The organism is Pseudomonas sp. PDM03, assembly GCF_014852385.1.
Classification (GTDB): domain Bacteria; phylum Pseudomonadota; class Gammaproteobacteria; order Pseudomonadales; family Pseudomonadaceae; genus Aquipseudomonas; species Aquipseudomonas migulae.
The window spans coordinates 17,680-38,460 of sequence record NZ_JACVBM010000014.1 but is presented as its reverse complement, the minus strand read 5'-3'; the positions used below and the strand labels follow the sequence as shown (position 1 = coordinate 38,460).

The following is a 20,781-nucleotide window of genomic DNA, read 5'->3' as shown; positions in this document are numbered from 1 at the left end:
GTCAGTTGACCGTGACCTGACCAAGCGCCGGTTTCTGTTCCTGAGCCTGATGCTGCGGCGCGTAGACCTGAGTGAAACGCACTGGCGGCAGGTTGAACTGGCCTTTCTGTGAGAAGCGCACCAGGTGACGCAGGCGCAATTCGCCGCTCAAGGCATCCACCGGAATTGCGTAAGCCATCTGCCCCGGTTCGAAGCGCGCCTTCTCCAGTGCCGTCGGTTCTGTGCCCGCCTTGCCCATCAACTTGATGCCCCACGTGGTGCGCTCGACATCCGCGCCCGGCGGCAGCGGCACTTCGATCATGCCGTAGCGCAGCGGTTTCGCGGCTTTGCTGGTGATGATCACTTCGTCCAGATACAGGCTGTCGCTGGATAACGGTTTGGTGCCCACCGCTTCCAGTTTGAAGGTGAAGGCTTCATCACCCGGCACCAGACGCGACAAGCGACGGGTGATGGTCACAGCCATCGGATCAACCGGCGGTTGTTTGGTCTGGAAACTCAACGCGGCACGCAACGGACGCTCTTGCGTCCCGCTCAGCGCCAGCACTGCCGGCACCAGCGAAGTGCCCTGCCACATCCAATACATCTCACCGGTATCCCCGTAATTTTTCTTCCAGCCTTCACCCGGTGCCAGTGCGATGGTGGGCGAAGCCTGCTCGATGCTGCGTTGCAACCAGGTCAGCGCCAATGCGCGCTCCAGGGTCGATTGCTGTGGCAACAAACGTCGCAACAACGCTTGCGCATGAGCCTGATCGAAGCTTTGCAGCGACAGGTTCAAGGCTTCGGCAAACGGCTGCGAACTGACGGCCAGACGCTGTTGCGCGTCGGCCAGTTGTCGGTTGAAAGCATCCGGCAGATTGACCTTCGACTGCTTCGCCAAAGAAGCAGTCAACGCACGCGCCGCCGCCAGACCCAACGCCGAATCCGGATCGCTCATGACAATGCTGTCTTCGCCATCCTCCATCAGCGTCGCGGCATTGCCCTCGCCCGCTTTCGCCAGATCATCCATCAGACCACTGAGCAACGTGTTGACCGGCAATTGCATCTGTTTGGCGAACGACAGGATCAACGCACGCTGCAACAGCGGCGTATTTTTCGCCTGCTTCGAATACACCTCCAGCACCCGCTGCCAATGCTCCGGCGGCAGGCTCAGTTCCAGCGCTTTGCTGGCGTGCCAGTCGGCGTAATAGGCGTACGCGGTGAGGAACGCGTCCGGCTCACCGTCCATGCCCCACCAGGTGAAGCTCGCCGAAGGTCCGGCCATTTGCACCAGGCGCAGACGGCTATTTTGCATGATCAGGCGCAAGCGATCGCGGATCTGCGGGTTCGACGACAAGGCCGGGTACGCAATGCTCAACGGCAACAAACGACTGGCCGTCTGCTCGACGCCGCCGTACGGATAGCTGAGCAAATCATCCAGTGCCGAACGGAACAGCGCTTGCGGGCTGTCATCCAGGCGCAAGCGAATGTCCGTTGCGTCTGCCGGCAGGGTCAGCGGCGTATCACCGCTGGCCACGTCCAGGCTTTGGGTCTGCGTAACGAGCCAACCTTCGCCGGTCGCGGTCAGACGCACGGCCAGAGCGTCAGCGGTTTTGCCGTCCTGCACCAGCTCGGCGGTCCACTCGCCACTGGCCAAGTCGAACGCCGGCAGCGCGATGTAGTTGATGCCGTTGTTCAGCGTCACCGGCACCCGTTGTTCGGCGCCGGCGAAATGAATCACCAGCTCAGCCTTGACCGGTTTTTCCGCCTGACTGAAGGCGAACACGCCGAGGGCCGGTTTGTCGCCGGTGCGGAATTTGGTCGGGCCGCTCCACTTCAGGTACAGCGGTTTTTCCGAGCGCAGGAATTGCTTTTTCTGCCCGACCTGACCGTCATCGGCGATGGCACGCGCAGTGATGCGCCAGCGGGTCAGCGAGTCCGGCATCTTGAAGGTGAAGCGGGTTTTGCCATTGGCGTCAGTGATCAATTCCGGCTGCCACGCGGCGGTGTCGACGTCTTCACGACGCGGCCGCTCCAGCACTTTCACACCGCGCTCGCTGCGGTTGGCTTTGCCCGGTGCACCGGGGCTGCCCGGCAACGCGACGTCGTAGCTGATGAACGACAGACTGGCGCTGGTGAGCACGTTGTTGCGGCGCGGGTGGTAGAAAAACTGGTCGATGGTCGGCGCCACTTCCGGTTGCAGCGCGTAGACCATTTCGTCGACGACGCTGACCGCCAGGTGCGCCGGAATCGGCTTGCCGGCGAACTGCGTTGTCAGGTCCACGGACACCGTATCGCCCGGCTGATACACCTCTTTATCGGTGACGATGGCGACGTCGATTTGCGGCGCAACCACCTTGATGCCGGCGTTCTGGAAGCTGTACTGACCGCCCTTGGTATAGAGCACAGAGAAGGTCAGGTTCGGCGCGAAATTATCCTTCACCGGAATGCGCGCGCGGTACTGGGTGTCGCTGAGTTTTTCCATTTTCAGCCAGTCGCCGCCCTTCGACATCAACGCCGTGGCCTCGACCTTGTCGCGTTCCAGCGACAGCAAGGCATCGCTGACAGGCTCGGGGAAAGTGATCAGCGCGAGGGCTTCGTCACCTGCCTTGTACTCGGGTTTATCGAGGACGATTTCCACGGTGCCGGGCACGGCTTTGACGCCATCGCCAGTGACCGAATGCCCCGTGGCACCGACCACGCGACCATGGTCATCCTTCAACGTCAGGTTGTAAGTCCCCGGACGTTCGAAGGCCAATGTGAAGCCTTTATCGCTTGCCGCCAGTTTGCCTTCGCCCGTGGTCTGATCTTCCAGACGCACCCAGCTGTAGCCGCTCGGCGTGACCGCCTTGCTCTGCTCGCTGCCGCCTTCATTCAGGTAGCTGAACGCAACCTTGTCGCCCACCGCACTGAAGCGCTGCGGCGCGTTCAAGCGGAAACTCGCGGCGCCACGGTCGATGAGGATTTCCTTGGTGGTCTTGACCCGATACGCCGCGCCATCGCTGGCGAAAACGGTGAGCATGTAACGGCTCGGTTTCTCGGCGGCGGGCAGGTCGAGGGTCGCGTTGCCTTTGGAATCGGTGGTCAGTTCGGTGCTGGTCAGCTCCACCGGGAATTGCCCGAGGTATTGCAGCTCGTTATCGACCATCGACAGTTGCTGGGCGCGCAGGCTCAGGCTCAACTTGGCATTCGCGACGGGTTTGCCGTCCGGGTACAACAGCACGAGACTGCCTTTCACCGGTTCGCCGGTGCGGTAATCCTGCTTGGCCAGGTTCAGCGAAATCTCGAAGTGCGGCTTGATGTATTCAGCCACGCGGAAGGCGCTGCTGTAGGCCTGATCCTTGTAGCTGAAACGCAGTTCATAACCACCCGCGACCGCGTTGTCCGGCAGCTGGAAACGACCTTGAGTGCCGGCCTTGGAATCGAGTTTCAGCGCCAGCGTTTGCAGCGCGGTGCCGGTGGCATCGAGCACCGTGACATTCACATCAGCCGCCGTCGGCAACACCGAGTCACGGGCGTTCTTGAACTCGCGACCGACGATTTTCAGCGACACCCAATCCCCCGGCCGATACAGCGGCCGGTCCGTAAACGCATAGAGTTTGGTGTCGTAGATTTCGCTGTCGTAATAGAAGTTCTCGGAGACAAACACCCCGCCCTCTTCGTCCTCGCCGATCACGAACGAACGCTCCGGGCTGACGTGTTTCAGGCGTAGCAAACCATCGGCATCGGTGGCGCCACTGCTCATCACGCCAAGGCCATCGGTCCACAACACATTGACCTTCGGCACCGAACTGCCTTCGTGTTTACGCGCCGCCCAGACCAGCAGTTCATCACCGGCAATCTTGCTCACGGCCACGGTGTTGGAAACGAAGACCATGGTGGTCGCGCGGTACTTGCCGATCAGCGCTTCCACCAGATACAGGCCCGGCTTCAGATTGCCCAACGGGATGTACACGTTGCCCGGCGCGACAGTGACGAACTCGCTGGACGAACCGGCGAGGTTCACGCCCTCAGGCGGCTGGATCGGTTTGGCTTGCCACAGTGGATAACGGAACTGACTGACCACCGGCAGGCCCGGGATCAGTGCGAATTGCGGCTGCGCGTCGTAAGGCGTTGGCGCGGCGATGGCAGTGCCCATCTTCAGTTCCGGCACTTCCTCGGTGACTTGTTTACGCGACTCGTAGGAAAACGCCCGCTGCATCACCCGACGGGATTTGCGATACCAGTTGTCCCACAGGTACGCGAGGGTGTTCGACAGGCCTTCACCCTTGAACTGGCCGTCGCTGACCACGCGGTGCAGGTTCTTCTGGCGCTTGAGGAAATCCAGCGGTTTGTCGATGCGGTACACACGAATGTCCGCACCGCCGTAAGGCTCCATGCGGAAACGACGATAGTCACGGCCCGGTGCTTCGAGGCGCACCATTGCCTGTTCGTCGCTGGCAAAACTGCTGTCCGCCAGCAGGAAAAAGCTTTCACCGGCCACCGGCGTGTAGCCGCTCGGTTCGACGGTGTCTTCGGCATTCACTGCCGAAAAAGGCAGGACCAATACCAACAGTAGAGACAGAAAGCGCAGCATGCGGGCACCGGTCATTGGGAGAGAAAGTTCAGTCGATAGACGCCGATGAAGTTGGGGTTGGCTGCGTCGGGTATCCATCGGGTGTCCTTCCATGTCATGAGTTGCTGCAGGCTCGCGGAACGCATGCCGTTGTCAGTGGGGGTGGTGGTGCCGGTGTGATAGGCGATGTAGCGGCCCATCCAGATCATCAGGTGCTGGTCGTCGCCCTGATCGAAAAACATCAGGTCGCCGGGCCGGGCCTGCGCCAGGTCGCGGCCAACCAGATGGCTGTTGAACTGAATCAGTTTGATCGCGTTGACGTACGGCCCGACCTTGCCGCCGCCCTGCTGCCATTGCTGGGCGAGGCCGCGTTGCGCCTCGCTCAATTGCAGTTCCGGCGGCAGGTAGCGGTTGGACAGGCCATTGCTGCGCAGCCATTTGTCGTCATGGACTTTCAGCGCTTCGTTGGCGGCAAAGCGCACCAGCCCCGCGCAGTCCTGCTGATACCAGCGCGGGCTCGGACCTTGGGTCAGTTGTTCTTGGGCGATGCGCACGAACCAGGCGCGGAACACCTGGGATTGCTGCACGTCGAGCGGCGCGGCGTCACTGGCAAATACCCGACTGCCCAGCAACATCGCCAGCAGGCCGAGGCCTCGGATAAGTGCGGTCACAGGGCTTTCCATTCCAACGGCAGCCATTGCCAATGGCCGTCGGGCTCGCTGCCTTCCGGCAACGTCAGCGCGTATTTGCCGTAGCCGCCGAGCTTGCGCAGTTTCGGGATCAGGTAAGTTTGCGCGGCGTTGTAGAACACCGGCTCCATGTCCTGCGGCAGGCTGTCGAGGGTTTCCTGTTGCATCAGCTGCGCCATGGAGTCCGGGCCGAAGTAGACCGGCATCAGCAGGTCTTTCGGCACCACGTCGGCCATCGGCGGGAAGCGTTTGTCGAGGGTGCCGAGGGCTTTGTCCACGAGCTTGTCATCGAGGGAGAACAGCAGCGTCGAACCGTGGCGCGCCAGGCTCACGCGCATGAAGGCCTTGCCGGTGATGGCGTTCGGGTCCTCGGCGTCCTTGGCTTTGTAAGGACCGAAATTGGAACTGACCTGACGCTGCCACTGGTGGTTTTCACCTTCCTGCTTCTCGACCACCGGGAACGCGTGCTCTTCGACGTTGCCTTCGTAGGCGCCGACCATCGAGCTGAACAAGTTGCCCAGGTCACCGTCGAGTTTGGCGCTGTCGTCGTCATTCAGACTGGCCACCAGCAGTGGCGTGTACAGCCGCGAATCGGCGTACCAGCACAGGCCTGCGGCACCGGCCATGTGTTCGGTCAGCGCCTGGGCCACGGTTTCTTCGGCACCGAGTTTCACCAGCAGCGGTTTCTGTTGTTCGGCGGCGAGCGGCAAGGCCACGCAAGCGCTGGCGCCCATCGGCATGGCTTGCCAGATCGGTTTGAAATCGAAGTCTGGCTGGTTTTCCAGTTCGTCCATGGCGAGGAAGCTGTGCCAGCCCTTGTCGTCCATGTCGAAACGCAGGCCGGCGAAGTTCGGGATGAACCGCTGGTAACCCATGGCCAGCACGCTGGAATTGACCGACAGGCGTTGTTTCACTTCCGGCGCGCGCAGTGGCAGGCCGAAGGCTTCGGGGAAGAGTTTCTGACCACCGAGCAGCGCTTCCAGCGATTGAGTCGAAACCATCCCAGGCTCATCGATCGGGCCATTACTGTTGTCGTACAGTTTCGAAGGATTGGACAGCACCACCAGCTTGTCGCCATGAGAAGCAAACAGCAGTGCCTTGCTGTTGTTGTAGGTGAGCTGAAACAGCGGCACCGTATCGCCGGCGACCTTGATGTCACCGAGTTGCGTCAGCTGCGAATCATCCAGCGCCACTTTGGCCAGCGGCTCCAGCACCTTGGCCAGACCACCGCGATCCATCACCAACAAAAAGTCTTTCAGGCGACCATCCGCCCCGCGCCACAACGCGACATCCGCCGGTTGATCGAAAAGCTGCTCGATCAGGCTGTCCTGCAGCTTCAGGTCATGTTCATAGATGATCCGTCGCAGACTGCCGATCAAGCCGAGGCGATCGGCATGGGCTTCGTAATAGAAGACGAAATCTTCGGTCAGGGTTTCCTTGAGGAACGGCACCGCCAGCAAGTCCTTGGGCAATTGACTCAAGGAACGGGTTTCAAGCAGACCGTCCGGGCGGCTCATGCCCAGTTTGTCGCTGGCCAACTCCGCCGCCGGCGCCTTGGGTTTGTGCATGAACCAGCCCAATCCACCCGCCACGCCGGCCACCAGGATCAGCCCGCCTAACAGCAACGGCCAACGCCGGGAAGGTTTGGCAGCAGGTGCGTCAGCAGCCGGGGTAACAGTGTTATCGCTCATGTTCACAAAGCCCAGTTCATCCGTGGAGCGGGATGCTTAATAGTTGAAAGTCTTGACCAGCAGCAGGTCACCGATCGCGCGCAGGGGCACGATGAAGGTCTCGCGTTTTTCGTCGACGGTGTTTTCGTTCAGCACCAGGTTGATCTGCGAGGTGATCACCTCGTTCTGGTTGCTGGTCTCATCGAAGTTATAGCCGCCGCTGCCGAAGTTGCCCCAATAGTTCACGTAAACCAGATAGGTGCCATGCAGCGGCGCGGTCATGGTGAACATTTCCGGGCCGGGACCGTCGACGCCGTCCGGGTCGAGGCCGCCGCCGTTGCTCATCGCCGGGCGAGCCCAGAACGCATGTTGGCCGTCGGGGGTAATGATGTGCAGGTCGAGTTCGGCTTTCGGATCGTCCCAACCCAGCACCACACGAATCCGCGCCGGGGTACGCAGGTTGTTGGCTTCATAGAATTGGACGCGCTTGAGGGATTGGCCTTCGACGCTGCGCACTTCGACACTGTTGGAGCCCGCGCCAAACGCATACGGCCGGGCGAAACGCCCTTGGACGTCGGTGTACAGGTTCAGAGGATTGCCGTTGACCGCCAGCGTGTGTGGCCCGCGCTGAGTGCCGATGGCCTTGAGTTGGCCTTCGATCATCGTGCGATTGCGCTGTACGCCCCGGTCGATGGGCGGCGTCGGGTAGGCGACTTGCGGGTTTTCGCTGCGATCGAGCAGGCCGTTGTAGCGCCAGCCGCCCACCGGTTCCGACAGTTCGGCTGCCGGCTCGGCCCAGGCGGCGGTCGCGCAGACCCACCCCATCAGCAATAGAAGAAATGAACGCATGTGATGCCTCCTGCCATGCATAACGAAACCTTGCGCCTGATCCTCGGCGCGTTACAGATCCAAATACTGCGTTTCGTCAGAAAGACCCGTGACTATTGGGTCGTAGAAGGCGCGAAGGTTAGCCATTTGGCGGGTTTTTAACAATCGGATACATCTTGAATTGCGGGGGGGATCACGATGATTGTTGGGTGTGGGCCGAATAGTGGCCTTATTCGGCTCACACAATGAGCCGAATAATCCTGCGGACCAATGTGGGAGCGAGACCGGCTTACCGGCGATGGCGTTGCGTCAGGCGATTTAGGTTTTGATGGTGAACATATCCATTACCGGGGTAACGGCGGCTATTGGTTCCGCCCTTACGGCGGGTCACTTGGAAGAGCGCCAAGTAACCAAGCGCCCGCGCCCCTGACGTACGGTGCCTCGCTAATGCTCGGCATACCCTCGCTCCGGTCCTGCTCCGTGGGCCCGCCGCCATCGGCCATCCCTGGCCGGGGGCGGCTAACCCGGCATCCATGCCGGGTTGCCCACTGCGCAGAACCTCCACTCGGCCTTCCGACGGGGCAGATCAAGATCAAAAGCCAAGCAAAAGCCAAAGCGAGGCGGCCTGCCAGCCGACCTGGCTCTTTGTTCGTACGCATCCCCCTGTAGGAGCCGGCTTGCCGGCGATGGCGTCCATTCAGTCACGCATTCATTGCCTGACCCACCGCCATCGCCAGCAAGCTGGCTCCTACAAGGGAAATGCACATGCGTTTGGATAAATACGATCAACTACTGTAGGAGCCGGCTTGCTGGCGATGGCGTCCGTTCAGTCACGCACTCATTGCCTGACCCACCGCCATCGCCAGCAAGCCGGCTCCTACAGGGGGCGTGTACGCTTTTGATTCTCACCACTCTTCAGGCCGAGCGTTAGCTCGCCTTCCGCTTTTGATCTTGAGGTACACGCCCCCTCGAGAGGCCGAGTGGAGGTTCTGCGCAGTGGGCAACCCGGCATGGATGCCGGGTTAGCCGCGCACGGCCATGGATGGCCGATCGCGGCGGGCCCACGGAGCAGGACCGGAGCGAGGGCATGCCGAGCCTAGGCGAGGCACCGAACGAAAGGGGCAAAAGCCCTTGGTTACTTGGGGCTCTTCCAAGTGACTCGCCGTAAGGGCGAAACCGTCAGCCGCCGTTACCGCAAAAACGGATATCCCCCCAACCAACCGCACACCAGACAATGCCCTCATTTGCCCATAACCCCCATGTCTGCTAGTGTCGCGCCGGTTTAACGTCAACCGGAAATCGCCGCCATGGCCCGCAAAAAAGCTGCACTGGATTTCGAACAATCCCTCGCCGACCTGCAAACGCTGGTAGAGCGACTGGAGAACGGCGAACTGTCGCTGGAAGACTCGCTGACAGCTTTCGAGCAAGGCATCGGTCTGACCCGTGATTGCCAGGCAGCGCTGGCCCAGGCCGAGCAGAAGGTTCAAGTGCTGCTCGAACGTGATGGCGAACTCGCCGAGGAACCCTTCGACGCGGATCAACCAGAATGATTGCAGCGTATTCGGCGACGAGCCAGGCCCGCGTCAACGCGGCACTGGAAACCCTGTTCAACGCACCAAGCCCGGAACTCGCGCGGCTCTACGAAGCCATGCGCTACAGCGTGATGAACGGCGGCAAGCGCGTGCGCCCTCTGCTGGCCTACGCAGCGTGCGAAGCGCTGGGCGGCAAGCCCGAGCAAGCCAACGGCGCTGCCTGCGCGGTGGAACTGATCCACGCTTATTCGCTGGTGCACGACGATTTGCCGGCGATGGACGACGACGATCTGCGTCGCGGCCAGCCGACCACCCACAAAAAATTCGATGAAGCCTGCGCGATTCTCGCCGGTGACGGCTTGCAGAGCCTGGCCTTCAGCGCCCTGCTCGACCCGCGCCTGAGCTCGTCGGACGCTGAGATCCGCCTGCAAATGGTCAGCGCGCTGGCGTTGGCGGCAGGACCGGCCGGCATGGTCGGCGGTCAAGCTATCGACCTCGGTTCGGTCGGCTTGAAGCTCGATCAGAAAGCCCTCGAATACATGCACCGGCACAAGACCGGCGCGCTGATCGAGGCCAGCGTCAAACTCGGCGCCCTCGCCAGCGGCCGGGCCGAGAAAGACGAACTGAAGTCCTTGCAGACTTATGCACAGGCCATCGGCCTGGCCTTCCAGGTGCAGGACGACATTCTCGACGTCGAAAGCGATACCGAAACCCTCGGCAAACGCCAGGGCGCCGACATCGCGCGCGACAAACCGACCTACCCGGCCCTGCTCGGCCTCGATGCGGCCAAAGCCTACGCGCTGGAACTGCGCGATCAGGCCCTGCATGCGCTGCGACCGTTTGACGCGGCCGCCGAGCCATTGCGCGATTTGGCCCGGTATATCGTCGAACGGCGCAGCTGACAGCGTATCCGCCAAAAAAGAGCAACGCGTGGGCAGGGGCCGATGCATCAGGTAAACTGCCGCCTCTTCTATACCTATAACGATTCGCCTGATGCCCACGACGTTTCATGAGATTCCCCGCAAGCGCCCGACCACGCCCCTGCTCGACCGTGCCAACACGCCGGACGGCCTGCGCCGGTTAGGCGAAGCCGAGCTGGAAACCCTGGCCGATGAGTTGCGCCTGGAATTGCTCTACACGGTCGGTCAGACCGGCGGGCATTTCGGTGCCGGCCTGGGCGTCATCGAGCTGACCATCGCGTTGCATTACGTCTTCGACACCCCGGACGACCGGCTGGTGTGGGACGTGGGTCATCAGGCCTATCCGCACAAAATCCTCACCGGCCGTCGCGAGCGCATGGGCACCCTGCGCCAGAAGGATGGCGTCGCCGCCTTCCCGCGCCGCTCCGAAAGCGAGTACGACACCTTTGGCGTCGGCCACTCCAGCACGTCGATCAGCGCAGCGCTGGGCATGGCCATTGCCGCCCGCCTGCAAAACAGTGATCGCAAGGCGATTGCCGTGATCGGCGACGGCGCACTGACCGCCGGCATGGCGTTCGAAGCCCTGAACCACGCGCCGGAAGTGGACGCCAACATGCTGGTGATCCTCAACGACAACGACATGTCGATCTCGCGCAACGTCGGCGGTTTGTCGAACTATCTGGCGAAAATCCTTTCCAGCCGCACCTACGCGAGCATGCGTGAAGGCAGCAAAAAGGTCCTGTCGCGCCTGCCCGGCGCCTGGGAAATCGCCCGTCGCACCGAAGAGTACGCCAAAGGCATGCTGGTTCCCGGCACGCTGTTCGAAGAGCTGGGCTGGAACTACATCGGCCCGATCGATGGCCACGACCTGCCGACCCTGATCGCCACCCTGCGCAACATGCGCGATCTCAAGGGCCCGCAGTTCCTGCACATCGTCACCAAGAAAGGCAAAGGCTTCGCCCCGGCGGAAGTCGACCCGATCGGTTACCACGCCATCACCAAACTCGAACCCCTGGACGCTCCGGCCGCTGCGCCGAAAAAAGCCAGCGGTCCGAAGTATTCCGGTGTGTTCGGCGAATGGCTGTGCGACATGGCCGCGACCGATCCACGCTTGGTGGGCATTACCCCGGCGATGAAAGAAGGCTCCGACCTGGTGGCCTTCAGCGAGCGTTTCCCGCTGCGCTATTTCGACGTGGCGATTGCCGAACAGCACGCCGTCACCTTCGCGGCGGGCATGGCCTGTGAAGGCGCGAAACCGGTGGTGGCGATCTACTCGACGTTCCTGCAACGCGGCTACGATCAGCTTGTTCACGATGTGGCGGTGCAAAACCTCGACGTCTTGTTCGCCATCGACCGCGCCGGTCTGGTCGGCGAAGACGGCCCTACGCACGCAGGCAGTTTCGACCTGTCGTTCCTGCGCTGCATCCCCGGCATGCTGGTGATGACCCCGAGCGACGAAAACGAACTGCGCAAAATGCTCACCACGGGCCATCTGTACAACGGCCCGGCGGCGGTGCGTTACCCGCGCGGCAACGGCCCGAACGCAACGATCGAGAAAGACCTGCAACCAATCGAAATCGGCAAAGGCGTGGTTCGCCGTCAGGGCAGCAAAGTCGCCCTGCTGGTGTTCGGCGTGCAATTGGCCGAGGCGCTGAAAGTCGCCGAGACGCTGGATGCCACCGTGGTCGACATGCGTTTCGTCAAACCGCTGGATGAAGAGCTGGTTCGCGAAATCGCCGGCAGCCACGAGTTGCTGGTGACCATCGAAGAGAACGCGATCATGGGCGGTGCCGGTGGCGCGGTCAGCGAATTCCTCGCCCGCGAGAACATCCTCAAGTCGGTGCTGCATCTGGGCTTGCCGGACCTTTACGTCGAACACGCCAAGCCCGCGCAAATGCTGGCCGAGTGTGGACTGGATGAGGCAGGGATCGAAGCCTCGATCCGCGAACGCCTGCAACTGCTCAACAGCTAAATCTCTGGATGCATGCAACACCCTGTGGGAGCGAGCCTGCTCGCGATAGCGGACTGACAGTCAACTTATTCATTGACTGACACACCGTCATCGCGAGCAGGCTCGCTCCCACATTGGTTTTCTGTGTCTTTCAAAATGTGTGTTCGCCCGGATTACCCATGAAACTCTTCCGCCTCGCCCTGACGCTGACCCTTCTGCCGTCCGGCCCGCTCCTGGCCGACACCTTCGAACGCGATCAAGCCCTGAAGCTGCCCGACGTGCTGATCAGCGCCAACCGCCAGGTCGAAGCGCGCAACGACAGCAGCGCCGCCAACACCGTGTTCACCCGCGACGACATCGACCGCCTGCAACCGGGCAGCGTCACCGACCTGCTGCGTCGCGTGCCGGGCGTACAAGTCGGGCAGACTGGTGGGCGCGGCAGCTTGCCGGGGGTTTACATTCGCGGCACCAAATCCGCTCAGAGCCTGGTGCTGGTGGACGGTCAACGCATCGGCAACTCGACTTCCGGCGACAGCAACCTGCAACACATCAACATCGAGCAAGTCGAGCGCGTGGAAGTGCTGCGCGGCTCCCGCTCGGTGATTTATGGCAGCGATGCGATTGGCGGGGTGATCCAGATTTTCACCCGTCGTGGTGCCGAACAAGGTCTGCAACCGCGTCTGCACATGGGTTTTGGCAGCAACCAGACGTGGGAGCGCAGCCTTGGCGTGTCCGGTGGCGATGAGCAAACCCGCTTCAACCTGGGCGCCAGCCTCGATGAGACCGCCGGGATCAATCGCACCCACGCGTCGTACCCCAGCGATGGTGATCACGATGAGTATCGCAACAAGTCGGTGAGCCTGAGCCTGAGTCACGCCCTCACCGATGACCTCGAAATCGGCGCCAACCTGCTGGATAACCGAGGCAAAAGCGCGTTCGATAGTCCGTTCGGGCGCTACGACGAAATGACAAAAGCGTTCTACCAACAGCAGCCTTACAACGAATTCACGGTGAGCAGCCTCAGCAGTTACCTCGATGCGCGCATCAACGACCGGTGGAAAACCCGCGTTGAGTTCGGCCACAGCGAAAACCGCGAACAGACCTTCGACAAACTCAGCGATGAACGCAGCGTGTTCAACACCTACCGAGACTCGGTGAACTGGCAGAACGACCTGACGCTCGACGCACGCAACAGCCTGATCCTCGGCGGTGATTGGTACGAAGACCGCATCAACAGCAGCACCGCATTCGACGAGGACAGCCGCTGGAACCGCGCGGCGTTTATCCAGCATCGCTATCAGGCCGACAGCTTCTCCACGGAACTGGGCCTGCGCCGTGACCAGAACCAGCAGTTCGGCAGCCAGAACAGCTGGAGCGGCACCTTCACCCTGCCGTTGAACCCGGACAACGATGTGCTGCTGAGCTACAGCGAAGGCTTTCGCGCACCGACGTTCAATGACTTGTATTACCCGGATTTCAGCAATCCGGACCTGAAGCCTGAAACCTCGAAAAGCTACGAGCTGCAATGGCGCAGTCAACTGACCGAAAACAGCCGCCTCGAAGCCTCGCTGTATCGCACCGATCTCAAGGACGCGATTATCTTCGGCAGCAACGACCGCCCGCAAAACGTCGCCTCGGCGCGGATCAACGGGTTTGAAGCGGCGTTGAAGCAGGAGCTGTTCGGTTGGCAGAGCAACCTTGGCGTGGCGTTCATCGACCCGCGGGATCGCGACAGTGGGCACACCCTGGCGCGTCGTGCACGGCGGACGTTGAGCCTGGATCTGGATCGACAGTTTGATCGACTGGGTCTCGGCGCCAGTTGGCAAGCGGTGAGCAGCAGCTTTGACGATGAGGACAATCGGCAGCCGTTAGGCGGGTATGCGCTGCTGGGGCTGCGCAGCAGTTGGGAGCTGAATCGTGAGATCAAGCTTGAGCTGAAGGTCGATAACCTGCTGGACAAGGGTTACAGCCGGGCGTTGTACAGCCATGACGGCAGTCAGTATGGGTATCGCGAGGAAGGTCGGGCGTGGATGTTTGGGGTGACCTGGACGCCGGAGATCTGATCTGACATTGGCGGTGTTCGGGCGGGCCTCTTCGCGGGCAAGCCTCGCTCCTACAAAGCACCGTGATCCTCTGTAGGAGCGAGGCTTGCCCGCGAAGGCCGCGCCGCGGTTTAACGATCGGGCGCTATCAATTGGCAGAGCTTGGCCGTCGCTTCGATCATCTGCCCACTCGGCCGCTCCAGCCCTTTATCCGTCACCATCCGCAATCGCCCCTGCGCCACTGCCGCCACTTGCGGCCAGGCCTTCCACGCCTCCAGCTGCGCCTGATCACTGGCCAGAATCATCTCGGGATTACGCTGCAACACCGCCTCCACGCTGACTTGCGGCGCCGGCAATGTCAGGTCGGCAAACACATTGCGCGCGCCGCACACGTCCAGCGCATCGCTGATGATCTGCCCGCCACCCACGGTGTACAGCGGACGATCCCAGACCTGATAAAACACCCGCAGCGGTTCATCCCGCCGATAGCGCTGGCGCAGTGCATCGAGGCGCTGACACAGGTCGCTGGCCAATGATACGCCTCGCTCGGGCCGGCCAAGCTGCGTGGCAATTGCCTCGATTTGCGCGGTCAGTTGGTCAAGAGTGTGGGGGTCGGCGACGTACGTGGGGATGTTCAGGCGCTTGAGTTGTTCACGCTGGGCCGAGCCGACACTGCCGGGCCAGAGCAGCAACAAATCGGGTTTGAGGCTGAGCAACCGCTCCATGTCCAACTGGCCGTAACGGCCAACGGAAGGCAGGTCTTTGAGTTCAGCAGGACGATCGCCGGCATCCAGTACGCCGACCAGAAGATCAGCAGAACCCAGCTCAACGACGATTTCAGAGAGAGACGGCGCGAGGCTGACGACGCGCTCGACCGCAGAGGTCAGGTTGCTGACGACCAGCAGCAAAACCGCCAGCCCGATGCGGCGCATCAGCCGAGTTGACGCGGGATACGGTAGAGGTAGAACAGCACCGTGGTCGACAGCGCCAACAGCACCAACGGCACCGCTTCAAGACCGACGAATACAGCCAACGCACCGATCCAGGCCGGTAAACCGGCGGCCAGAAACGCAGTACGGCGCTTGGCAGCCAGGACAATCCACGCGGCGGGCTCTTCAGGGGTATCGAGGGCTTTCTGGGTGGCGATCAGTGCGTGTTTGTAGCCACCGAAAAACTTCAGGCTGACAAACATCGAGGCCACACCGGCGATGAACAGCGGCATCGCCAGCACCGGCAGGATGGCCTCGCCTTGGCCAAACACGCCGTTGATCACGAACAGCGGCAGCAGGGCCAGCGCCAGGTATTGCCACCAGCTGACAGACAGTCGGCGCCGCACTTGACCGCGGGTCACGCCCGGTCTACCTCACCCTGATGCTCGTTGCCCATCATGTGGTCGAGCTTGCTGGCCTTGGTGGCCAGGTAGAGTTTGTTGTGCGGATTGTGGCCAGTGTGCAGCGGCACGCGCTCGGCGACGACGATACCCATGTCGGTCAAGGCTTTGACCTTGCGCGGGTTGTTGGTCATCAGGCGCAGGGATTTCACCCCCAGGTGCTCGAGCATCGGCAGGCACATGGCGTAGTCGCGCTGATCGGCGGCGAAGCCCAGACGTTCGTTGGCCTCAACGGTGTCGGCGCCGCCGTCCTGCAATTCATAGGCGCGGATTTTGTTCAGCAGGCCAATGCCACGGCCTTCCTGGCGCAAATACAGCAATACGCCACGGCCTTCGCGGGCGATGGCCTGCAAGGCTGCCTCGAGTTGCGAGCCGCAGTCGCAGCGCTGGCTGAACAAGGCATCGCCGGTCAGGCATTCAGAGTGCAAGCGGCCGAGTACCGGGGCACCATCGTCGAACTCACCGAGGCTCAGTACAACGTGCTCGCGCCCGTTCTCTTCATCGAGAAAGCCATGCATGGTGAATTGCGCAAAAGGCGTTGGCAGCTTGGAAGCGGCGACAAAAACGACAGGCACCGGTGTGCTCCTGATCAATAAGTACTGGAGATTCGCAGACGCGGCATTGTAACAGCAGGTTCCTACAGACGCTTAGGCTGAATTATGGAGCATAACGATCTAAAAGTTTGATCACCGAATGCGCTACAACACCTGTAGGAGCCGGCTTGCTGGCGATAGCGGAGGCTCAGCCTGCATATTTATCGCCTGAATGGACGCCATCGCCAGCAAGCCGGCTCCTACAATGTTCGCGGTGTGCCGCGGAATTTGTGTTCAATTCGGGTCGAACGGATACGGCTGTTTCCAGCGTTCGAAAATCGGTTTCAACTGGCCGTTTTTGACCAGCACGTCCATTCGCTGGTCGAACAGCGCCATCAGTTTTCGCGCCTTGGGCGTATTGGCAAAGCACAGGTACAGCGGCAATTCCGCGATGTGCGTGCGCCGGAACTGGGACGGATCCTTGGTCCAGCGGAGCACGTAATCCACCTCGGCCAGCGCGTCGATGTAGTAGTCGGCACGGTTGTGGGTCAGCATCGACAGAATGCCGGTGCGCCGCATCACCTCGTTATAGCGACGTACATTGGGCAGGTAGTCCTGGAAGGTGTAACCCCGGACCCAGGCCAGTCGATAATTGCCCAGCGTCTGCGGCGTCGGCACCGGACTGCTGGCAAGCCCCAAGGCGTAGATGTGATCGGTGTCGTAATTCCAGCGCGGATACAGCAGGTCGCTGACGTCATCCCGATAACCACCGACACAGGCGTCCACTTCGCCACGCTGCGCCAGGCCGATGGCGCGAATGTAGGGTTCGGTCCTGATGTCCAGTTTGACGCCGACCGGTTCGAAGACTTCGCGCAACACGTCCCAACCCAGGCCATGGCCATCGGCGGCGGTGTAGTCCTCCCAGTCTTCGCTGGCCAGATGAATCACCGATGGCGTTGTCACTGCCTCCCCCGCCAGGGCGAGCGAAGCAAACAGTGCGAAACCCATCACAGCCAACCAGCGTCGAGCCATCCTAGTTCCCTGTTCCGCCACTCAGGCGAAAATCCATACCAGCCCCTGCATCGCCAACCACGCGAACACTCCGGCCAATACGTCATCGAGCATGATCCCGACGCCGCCATGCACATGCCGGTCAATCCAGTGAATCGGCCACGGCTTGAGGATGTCGAAGAAGCGGAACACCAGAAAACCCGCGAGCAACCAGTACCAGCCTTCCGGCACCAGCCACAGGGTGATCCACATCCCGACCATTTCGTCCCAGACGATGCCTTCGTGGTCGTGCACCCGCAGATCGTCGGCCACTTTGCCGCACAGCCAGAAGCCGAACAGCATGGTGATGCCCAGCATCAGCCAGTAACCCCAGTCGGGCAGCATCTGCCACAACGGAATAAAGGGTAGCGCAACTAACGAACCCCAGGTGCCCGGTGCCTTTGGCAAGGTGCCCGAGCCGAAGCCGAACGCCAGGAAATGCCAGGGATTGCGCCAGACCGACGGCGGTACGAATTCCGCCGGAACCTGTTTGGGATGATCTGTCACGGTGTCTCCCGAAAATGTTGATAGCCCCGTGCTTGCGGGGTGATGTCTTGTCCGGCGGCATCCAGCAGCACAACGCCCTGCCCCGTGACCACGCGCCCGATCACATGGATTGGCCAACCATCTGCCAGCAACCCCGGCAACTCGACGGACGGTAAGGTGAAGGCCAGTACGTAATCGTCACCACCGCTCTGGGCGGCGTTTTCGGCGCCCGATTGACCGAGGAAAGCCACTAGGGCCTTCGACAGCGGCAAGCGGTCCCGCTCAACCTGAATGCCGACCCTCGACGCGAGCGCGATGTGCCCGCAGTCGGCGAGCAAGCCATCGGAGATGTCCAGCGCCGAGGTGGCCTTACCGCGCAACGCCTGGCCCAGCGCGAGTTGCGGCTGTGGCGACCAGTAATGCGCCAGCAGCGGATCGGCGATGGCGGCTTCAGCCGTGCGCTGACCGAGCACCAGCGGCAAGGCACCGGCGGCGTTGCCCAGCTCACCGCCGACACACAGCAGGTCGCCTGGTTGCGCACCGCTGCGGGTCAACGCCAAACCACTTGGCACACGCCCGAACACGGTCATGGTCAGGCTCAGCGGCCCACGGGTAGTGTCGCCTCCCACCAGCGCGATGCCGCAGTTCTGCGCCATGCGGTTCAAACCACGGGCATAGGCGTCCAGCCAATCGGCGGTTACCGTCGGCAAGGTCAGGGCAAGGGTAAAGGCAACGGGGGTGGCACCCATGGCCGCCAGATCGCTGACGGCCACGGCCAGCGAACGCTGACCGAGCAGAAACGGGTCGCAGGGGTCTGCGAAATGCACACCGGCCACGAGCGTGTCGGTGGAAATCGCCAGCTGCTCCCCGGGAGGAACAGCGAGCAAGGCGCAGTCATCGCCGATCCCCAGGGCAACGCCTTCGCCGCCCTGCGCACAAGGCGCGGCGGCGAAGAAATTGCGGATCAGCTCAAACTCGCCCATAGCAGTTACAAGCGCGGATCAGCGCTTGAACGCCTTCACTTCAGCTTCACGCAGACGCGGGGCCAGCTTGTCGAGTACACCGTTGACGAACTTGTGGCCGTCGGTGGAACCGAAGACTTTCGCCAGTTCGATACCTTCGTTGATCACAACGCGGTAAGGCACGTCGACGCGCTCGAGCAGTTCCCAGGTGGACAGGCGCAATACCGCCAGTTCAACCGGGTCCAGCTCTTCGATGGTCAGGTCCAGGCAAGGTGTCAGTGCTGCGTCGATACGGTCTTTCTGCGCGGGAACCCCATGCAGGATTTCACGGAAGTAGGCGCCGTCGACATCGCTGAAATCGTTATCGACCCGGAACTGCGCTTCGATCTCGTTCAGCGATTGCTTGGCCATGTGCCATTGGTACAGCGCCTGAGTCGCGAGCTGACGGGCTTCGCGACGCTTGACGCTTTTCGATGGCTTGCCGGCATCCGCAGGCTTTGGATCGCGCGGGTTGAAACGATCGCTTTCGTCGCTAATCACTTGGCCTCCAACTGCGCCAGCAGGCTGACCATTTCCAGAGCGGACAGGGCAGCTTCGGCACCTTTGTTACCGGCCTTGGTGCCGGAACGTTCGATGGCTTGCTCGATGGAATCAACGGTCAGGACGCCGAAGGCAACCGGAACGCCGAACTCCATGGACACCTGGGCCAGGCCCTTGGTGCATTCGCCCGCCACGTATTCGAAGTGCGGAGTACCGCCACGAATGACCGCGCCCAGAGCGATGATGGCTGCGAACTCGCCCTTCTGAGCGACTTTCTGCGCAACCAGCGGGATTTCGAAGGCGCCAGGTGCGCGGATGATGGTGATGTCGCTTTCGCTCACGCCATGGCGAACCAGGGCATCAACTGCACCGCTGACCAGGCTTTCAACAACGAAGCTGTTGAAACGGCCCACTACCAAAGCGTAGCGGCCTTTAGGGGCGATGAAGGTACCTTCGATGGTCTTCAGGGTCATTCGTTAGTTCTCTTAAAGAGCCGGGACGCGTCTTCTACGCGTCCCTCAGTGATATTTGAACCGCGAATACAGGGCCGGGAACAACCGGTCATTATTCGGAGGGCACGTATTCTACAACTTCCAGATCGAAACCGGATATCGCATTAAATTTCATTGGCGCGCTCATCAAACGCATTTTTCGCACGCCCAGGTCCCGAAGGATCTGCGAACCGGCACCGACGATGCTGTAGGTGGTCGGTTTTTTCACCGCGGCGTGATCGGCGGTTTCGCGGATGTGCGCCAGCAACACGTCGCCATCGAGCGGGTGACCGAGCAACAGCACCACGCCGCTGCCAGCCTCGGCAACCGCGGCCATGGCGGCGCGCAGGCTCCAGCGGCCCGGTTGCTTGACCATCAACAGGTCGCGCAGCGGGTCCATGTTGTGCACGCGAACCAGGGTCGGTTCTTCGGCGCACACGGTGCCCAGGGTCAGGGCCATGTGCACGTCGCCTTCCACGGAATCACGATAGGTCACCAGGTTGAATTGGCCCAGTTCGCTGTCCAGCGGCTGCTCGGCAATCCGCTGAACGGTACGTTCGTGGATCATCCGGTAGTGAATCAGGTCGGCGATGGTGCCGATCTTGATGTTGTGCTCGGCGGCGAAAGCTTCCAGTTCGGCGCGACGGGACATGGTGCCGTCGTCGTTCATCACTTCGCAGATCACGCCGCTCGGCTCGAAACCGGCCATGCGCGCGAGGTCGCAGGCGGCTTCAGTGTGGCCGGCGCGAGCCAGGGTGCCACCGGCCTGGGCCATCAACGGGAAGATGTGGCCGGGGCTGACGATGTCTTCAGCCTTGGCGTCTTTCGCGGCAGCGGCCTGCACGGTGCGCGCACGGTCGGCGGCGGAAATGCCGGTGGTCACGCCGGTGGCGGCTTCGATGGACACGGTGAACTTGGTGCCGAAACCGGAACCGTTACGTGGCGCCATCAGCGGCAGCTTCAGCGTTTCGCAGCGCTCGCGGCTCATCGGCATGCAGATCAGGCCACGGGCGTGCTTGGCCATGAAATTGATGTGTTCGGCCTGGCAGCACTCGGCGGCCATGATCAGGTCGCCTTCGTTCTCGCGGTCTTCGTCATCCATGAGGATGACCATCTTGCCTTGGCGGATGTCTTCAACCAGTTCTTCGATGCTATTGAGCGCCACA

The 20,781-nt window shown here is 61.7% G+C and carries 17 protein-coding genes; 4 read left to right on the top strand and 13 right to left on the bottom strand.

All coding sequences use genetic code 11. The annotated features are described in order from the left end of the window. Nucleotide 1 precedes the first annotated feature (1 nt). From IB254_RS19025 to IB254_RS19010, 4 genes are read right to left on the bottom strand one after another with little or no spacing between them, the layout of a single operon-like run. Nucleotides 2–4,567: an alpha-2-macroglobulin family protein gene (locus IB254_RS19025; protein ID WP_192418951.1), complete on the bottom strand. Its 4,566-nt coding sequence runs from the start codon at nucleotides 4,565–4,567 to the stop codon at nucleotides 2–4. Further along, entirely contained in the window at nucleotides 4,564–5,214 is a 651-nt protein-coding gene (locus IB254_RS19020; protein ID WP_192418791.1) for a DUF1175 family protein, read from the bottom strand. The genes IB254_RS19025 and IB254_RS19020 overlap by 4 nt, the downstream gene beginning before the upstream one ends. Next, complete coding sequence (locus tag IB254_RS19015) at nucleotides 5,199–6,911, bottom strand: DUF2138 domain-containing protein (RefSeq protein ID WP_192418789.1); 1,713 nt, start codon at nucleotides 6,909–6,911, stop codon at nucleotides 5,199–5,201. Before IB254_RS19015 ends, IB254_RS19020 begins: the two co-directional genes overlap by 16 nt. A 36-nt stretch (nucleotides 6,912–6,947) precedes the next feature. Beyond that, nucleotides 6,948–7,739, bottom strand: coding sequence for a YfaP family protein (locus IB254_RS19010; protein WP_192418787.1), 792 nt, complete (start codon nucleotides 7,737–7,739; stop codon nucleotides 6,948–6,950). A gap of 1,286 nt (nucleotides 7,740–9,025) precedes the next feature. Here IB254_RS19010 and IB254_RS19005 point away from each other — a divergent pair. The 4 genes from IB254_RS19005 (at nucleotide 9,026) to IB254_RS18990 (ending at nucleotide 14,184) form a co-directional block, all read left to right on the top strand. Then, nucleotides 9,026–9,268, top strand: a complete 243-nt coding sequence (locus tag IB254_RS19005) for an exodeoxyribonuclease VII small subunit (protein WP_007894317.1) — start codon at nucleotides 9,026–9,028, stop codon at nucleotides 9,266–9,268. Then, complete coding sequence (ispA, locus tag IB254_RS19000) at nucleotides 9,265–10,152, top strand: (2E,6E)-farnesyl diphosphate synthase (protein WP_008042967.1); 888 nt, start codon at nucleotides 9,265–9,267, stop codon at nucleotides 10,150–10,152. Before IB254_RS19005 ends, ispA begins: the two co-directional genes overlap by 4 nt. Before the next feature lie 91 nt (nucleotides 10,153–10,243). Next, nucleotides 10,244–12,142 (top strand): 1-deoxy-D-xylulose-5-phosphate synthase, encoded by a 1,899-nt coding sequence (gene dxs / locus IB254_RS18995; protein ID WP_192418785.1) that lies wholly within the window; start codon nucleotides 10,244–10,246, stop codon nucleotides 12,140–12,142. A gap of 158 nt (nucleotides 12,143–12,300) precedes the next feature. Beyond that, on the top strand, nucleotides 12,301–14,184 hold the full coding sequence (locus IB254_RS18990; protein ID WP_192418783.1) for a TonB-dependent receptor domain-containing protein: 1,884 nt from the start codon (nucleotides 12,301–12,303) through the stop codon (nucleotides 14,182–14,184). 110 nt (nucleotides 14,185–14,294) lie between these two features. Here IB254_RS18990 and IB254_RS18985 read toward each other — a convergent pair whose 3' ends face one another. The 9 genes from IB254_RS18985 to ribBA all read right to left on the bottom strand — a co-directional run bounded on the left by IB254_RS18985 (nucleotide 14,295) and on the right by ribBA (nucleotide 20,780). Further along, nucleotides 14,295–15,095: a cobalamin-binding protein gene (locus IB254_RS18985; protein ID WP_192418781.1), complete on the bottom strand. Its 801-nt coding sequence runs from the start codon at nucleotides 15,093–15,095 to the stop codon at nucleotides 14,295–14,297. Further along, nucleotides 15,095–15,514 carry a hypothetical protein gene (locus IB254_RS18980; RefSeq protein ID WP_008033728.1) on the bottom strand — a complete coding sequence of 140 codons (420 nt, stop codon included), beginning with the start codon at nucleotides 15,512–15,514 and terminating at the stop codon, nucleotides 15,095–15,097. Before IB254_RS18980 ends, IB254_RS18985 begins: the two co-directional genes overlap by 1 nt. Further along, nucleotides 15,511–16,128 (bottom strand): GTP cyclohydrolase II, encoded by a 618-nt coding sequence (gene ribA, locus IB254_RS18975; RefSeq protein WP_008033730.1) that lies wholly within the window; start codon nucleotides 16,126–16,128, stop codon nucleotides 15,511–15,513. Before ribA ends, IB254_RS18980 begins: the two co-directional genes overlap by 4 nt. Before the next feature lie 252 nt (nucleotides 16,129–16,380). Beyond that, nucleotides 16,381–17,118: a substrate-binding periplasmic protein gene (locus IB254_RS18970; RefSeq protein ID WP_192418779.1), complete on the bottom strand. Its 738-nt coding sequence runs from the start codon at nucleotides 17,116–17,118 to the stop codon at nucleotides 16,381–16,383. A gap of 21 nt (nucleotides 17,119–17,139) precedes the next feature. Then, nucleotides 17,140–17,643, bottom strand: coding sequence for a phosphatidylglycerophosphatase A (locus IB254_RS18965; RefSeq protein ID WP_008033735.1), 504 nt, complete (start codon nucleotides 17,641–17,643; stop codon nucleotides 17,140–17,142). Continuing rightward, on the bottom strand, nucleotides 17,640–18,605 hold the full coding sequence (gene thiL, locus IB254_RS18960; RefSeq protein WP_192418777.1) for a thiamine-phosphate kinase: 966 nt from the start codon (nucleotides 18,603–18,605) through the stop codon (nucleotides 17,640–17,642). The genes IB254_RS18965 and thiL overlap by 4 nt, the downstream gene beginning before the upstream one ends. Nucleotides 18,606–18,623: 18 nt before the next feature. Further along, nucleotides 18,624–19,124, bottom strand: coding sequence for a transcription antitermination factor NusB (gene nusB / locus IB254_RS18955; protein WP_145318911.1), 501 nt, complete (start codon nucleotides 19,122–19,124; stop codon nucleotides 18,624–18,626). Then, nucleotides 19,121–19,597: a 6,7-dimethyl-8-ribityllumazine synthase gene (gene ribE / locus IB254_RS18950; RefSeq protein WP_003228649.1), complete on the bottom strand. Its 477-nt coding sequence runs from the start codon at nucleotides 19,595–19,597 to the stop codon at nucleotides 19,121–19,123. Before ribE ends, nusB begins: the two co-directional genes overlap by 4 nt. Nucleotides 19,598–19,688: 91 nt before the next feature. Continuing rightward, entirely contained in the window at nucleotides 19,689–20,780 is a 1,092-nt protein-coding gene (gene ribBA / locus IB254_RS18945; protein WP_008033745.1) for a bifunctional 3,4-dihydroxy-2-butanone-4-phosphate synthase/GTP cyclohydrolase II, read from the bottom strand. Nucleotide 20,781 lies beyond the last annotated feature (1 nt).

Excerpts from the sequence above, each read along its gene's own strand:
- ispA (WP_008042967.1), top strand. The coding sequence starts at position 9,265 with ATGATTGCAGCGTATTCGGCGACGAGCCAGGCCCGCGTCAACGCGGCA.
- ribE (WP_003228649.1), bottom strand. The coding sequence starts at position 19,597 with ATGACCCTGAAGACCATCGAAGGTACCTTCATCGCCCCTAAAGGCCGC.
- IB254_RS19005 (WP_007894317.1), top strand. The coding sequence starts at position 9,026 with ATGGCCCGCAAAAAAGCTGCACTGGATTTCGAACAATCCCTCGCCGAC.
- dxs (WP_192418785.1), top strand. The coding sequence starts at position 10,244 with ATGCCCACGACGTTTCATGAGATTCCCCGCAAGCGCCCGACCACGCCC.
- IB254_RS19025 (WP_192418951.1), bottom strand. The coding sequence starts at position 4,567 with ATGACCGGTGCCCGCATGCTGCGCTTTCTGTCTCTACTGTTGGTATTG.
- IB254_RS19015 (WP_192418789.1), bottom strand. The coding sequence starts at position 6,911 with ATGAGCGATAACACTGTTACCCCGGCTGCTGACGCACCTGCTGCCAAA.
- IB254_RS19020 (WP_192418791.1), bottom strand. The coding sequence starts at position 5,214 with ATGGAAAGCCCTGTGACCGCACTTATCCGAGGCCTCGGCCTGCTGGCG.
- thiL (WP_192418777.1), bottom strand. The coding sequence starts at position 18,605 with ATGGGCGAGTTTGAGCTGATCCGCAATTTCTTCGCCGCCGCGCCTTGT.
- IB254_RS19010 (WP_192418787.1), bottom strand. The coding sequence starts at position 7,739 with ATGCGTTCATTTCTTCTATTGCTGATGGGGTGGGTCTGCGCGACCGCC.
- IB254_RS18985 (WP_192418781.1), bottom strand. The coding sequence starts at position 15,095 with ATGCGCCGCATCGGGCTGGCGGTTTTGCTGCTGGTCGTCAGCAACCTG.
- IB254_RS18990 (WP_192418783.1), top strand. The coding sequence starts at position 12,301 with ATGAAACTCTTCCGCCTCGCCCTGACGCTGACCCTTCTGCCGTCCGGC.
- IB254_RS18970 (WP_192418779.1), bottom strand. The coding sequence starts at position 17,118 with ATGGCTCGACGCTGGTTGGCTGTGATGGGTTTCGCACTGTTTGCTTCG.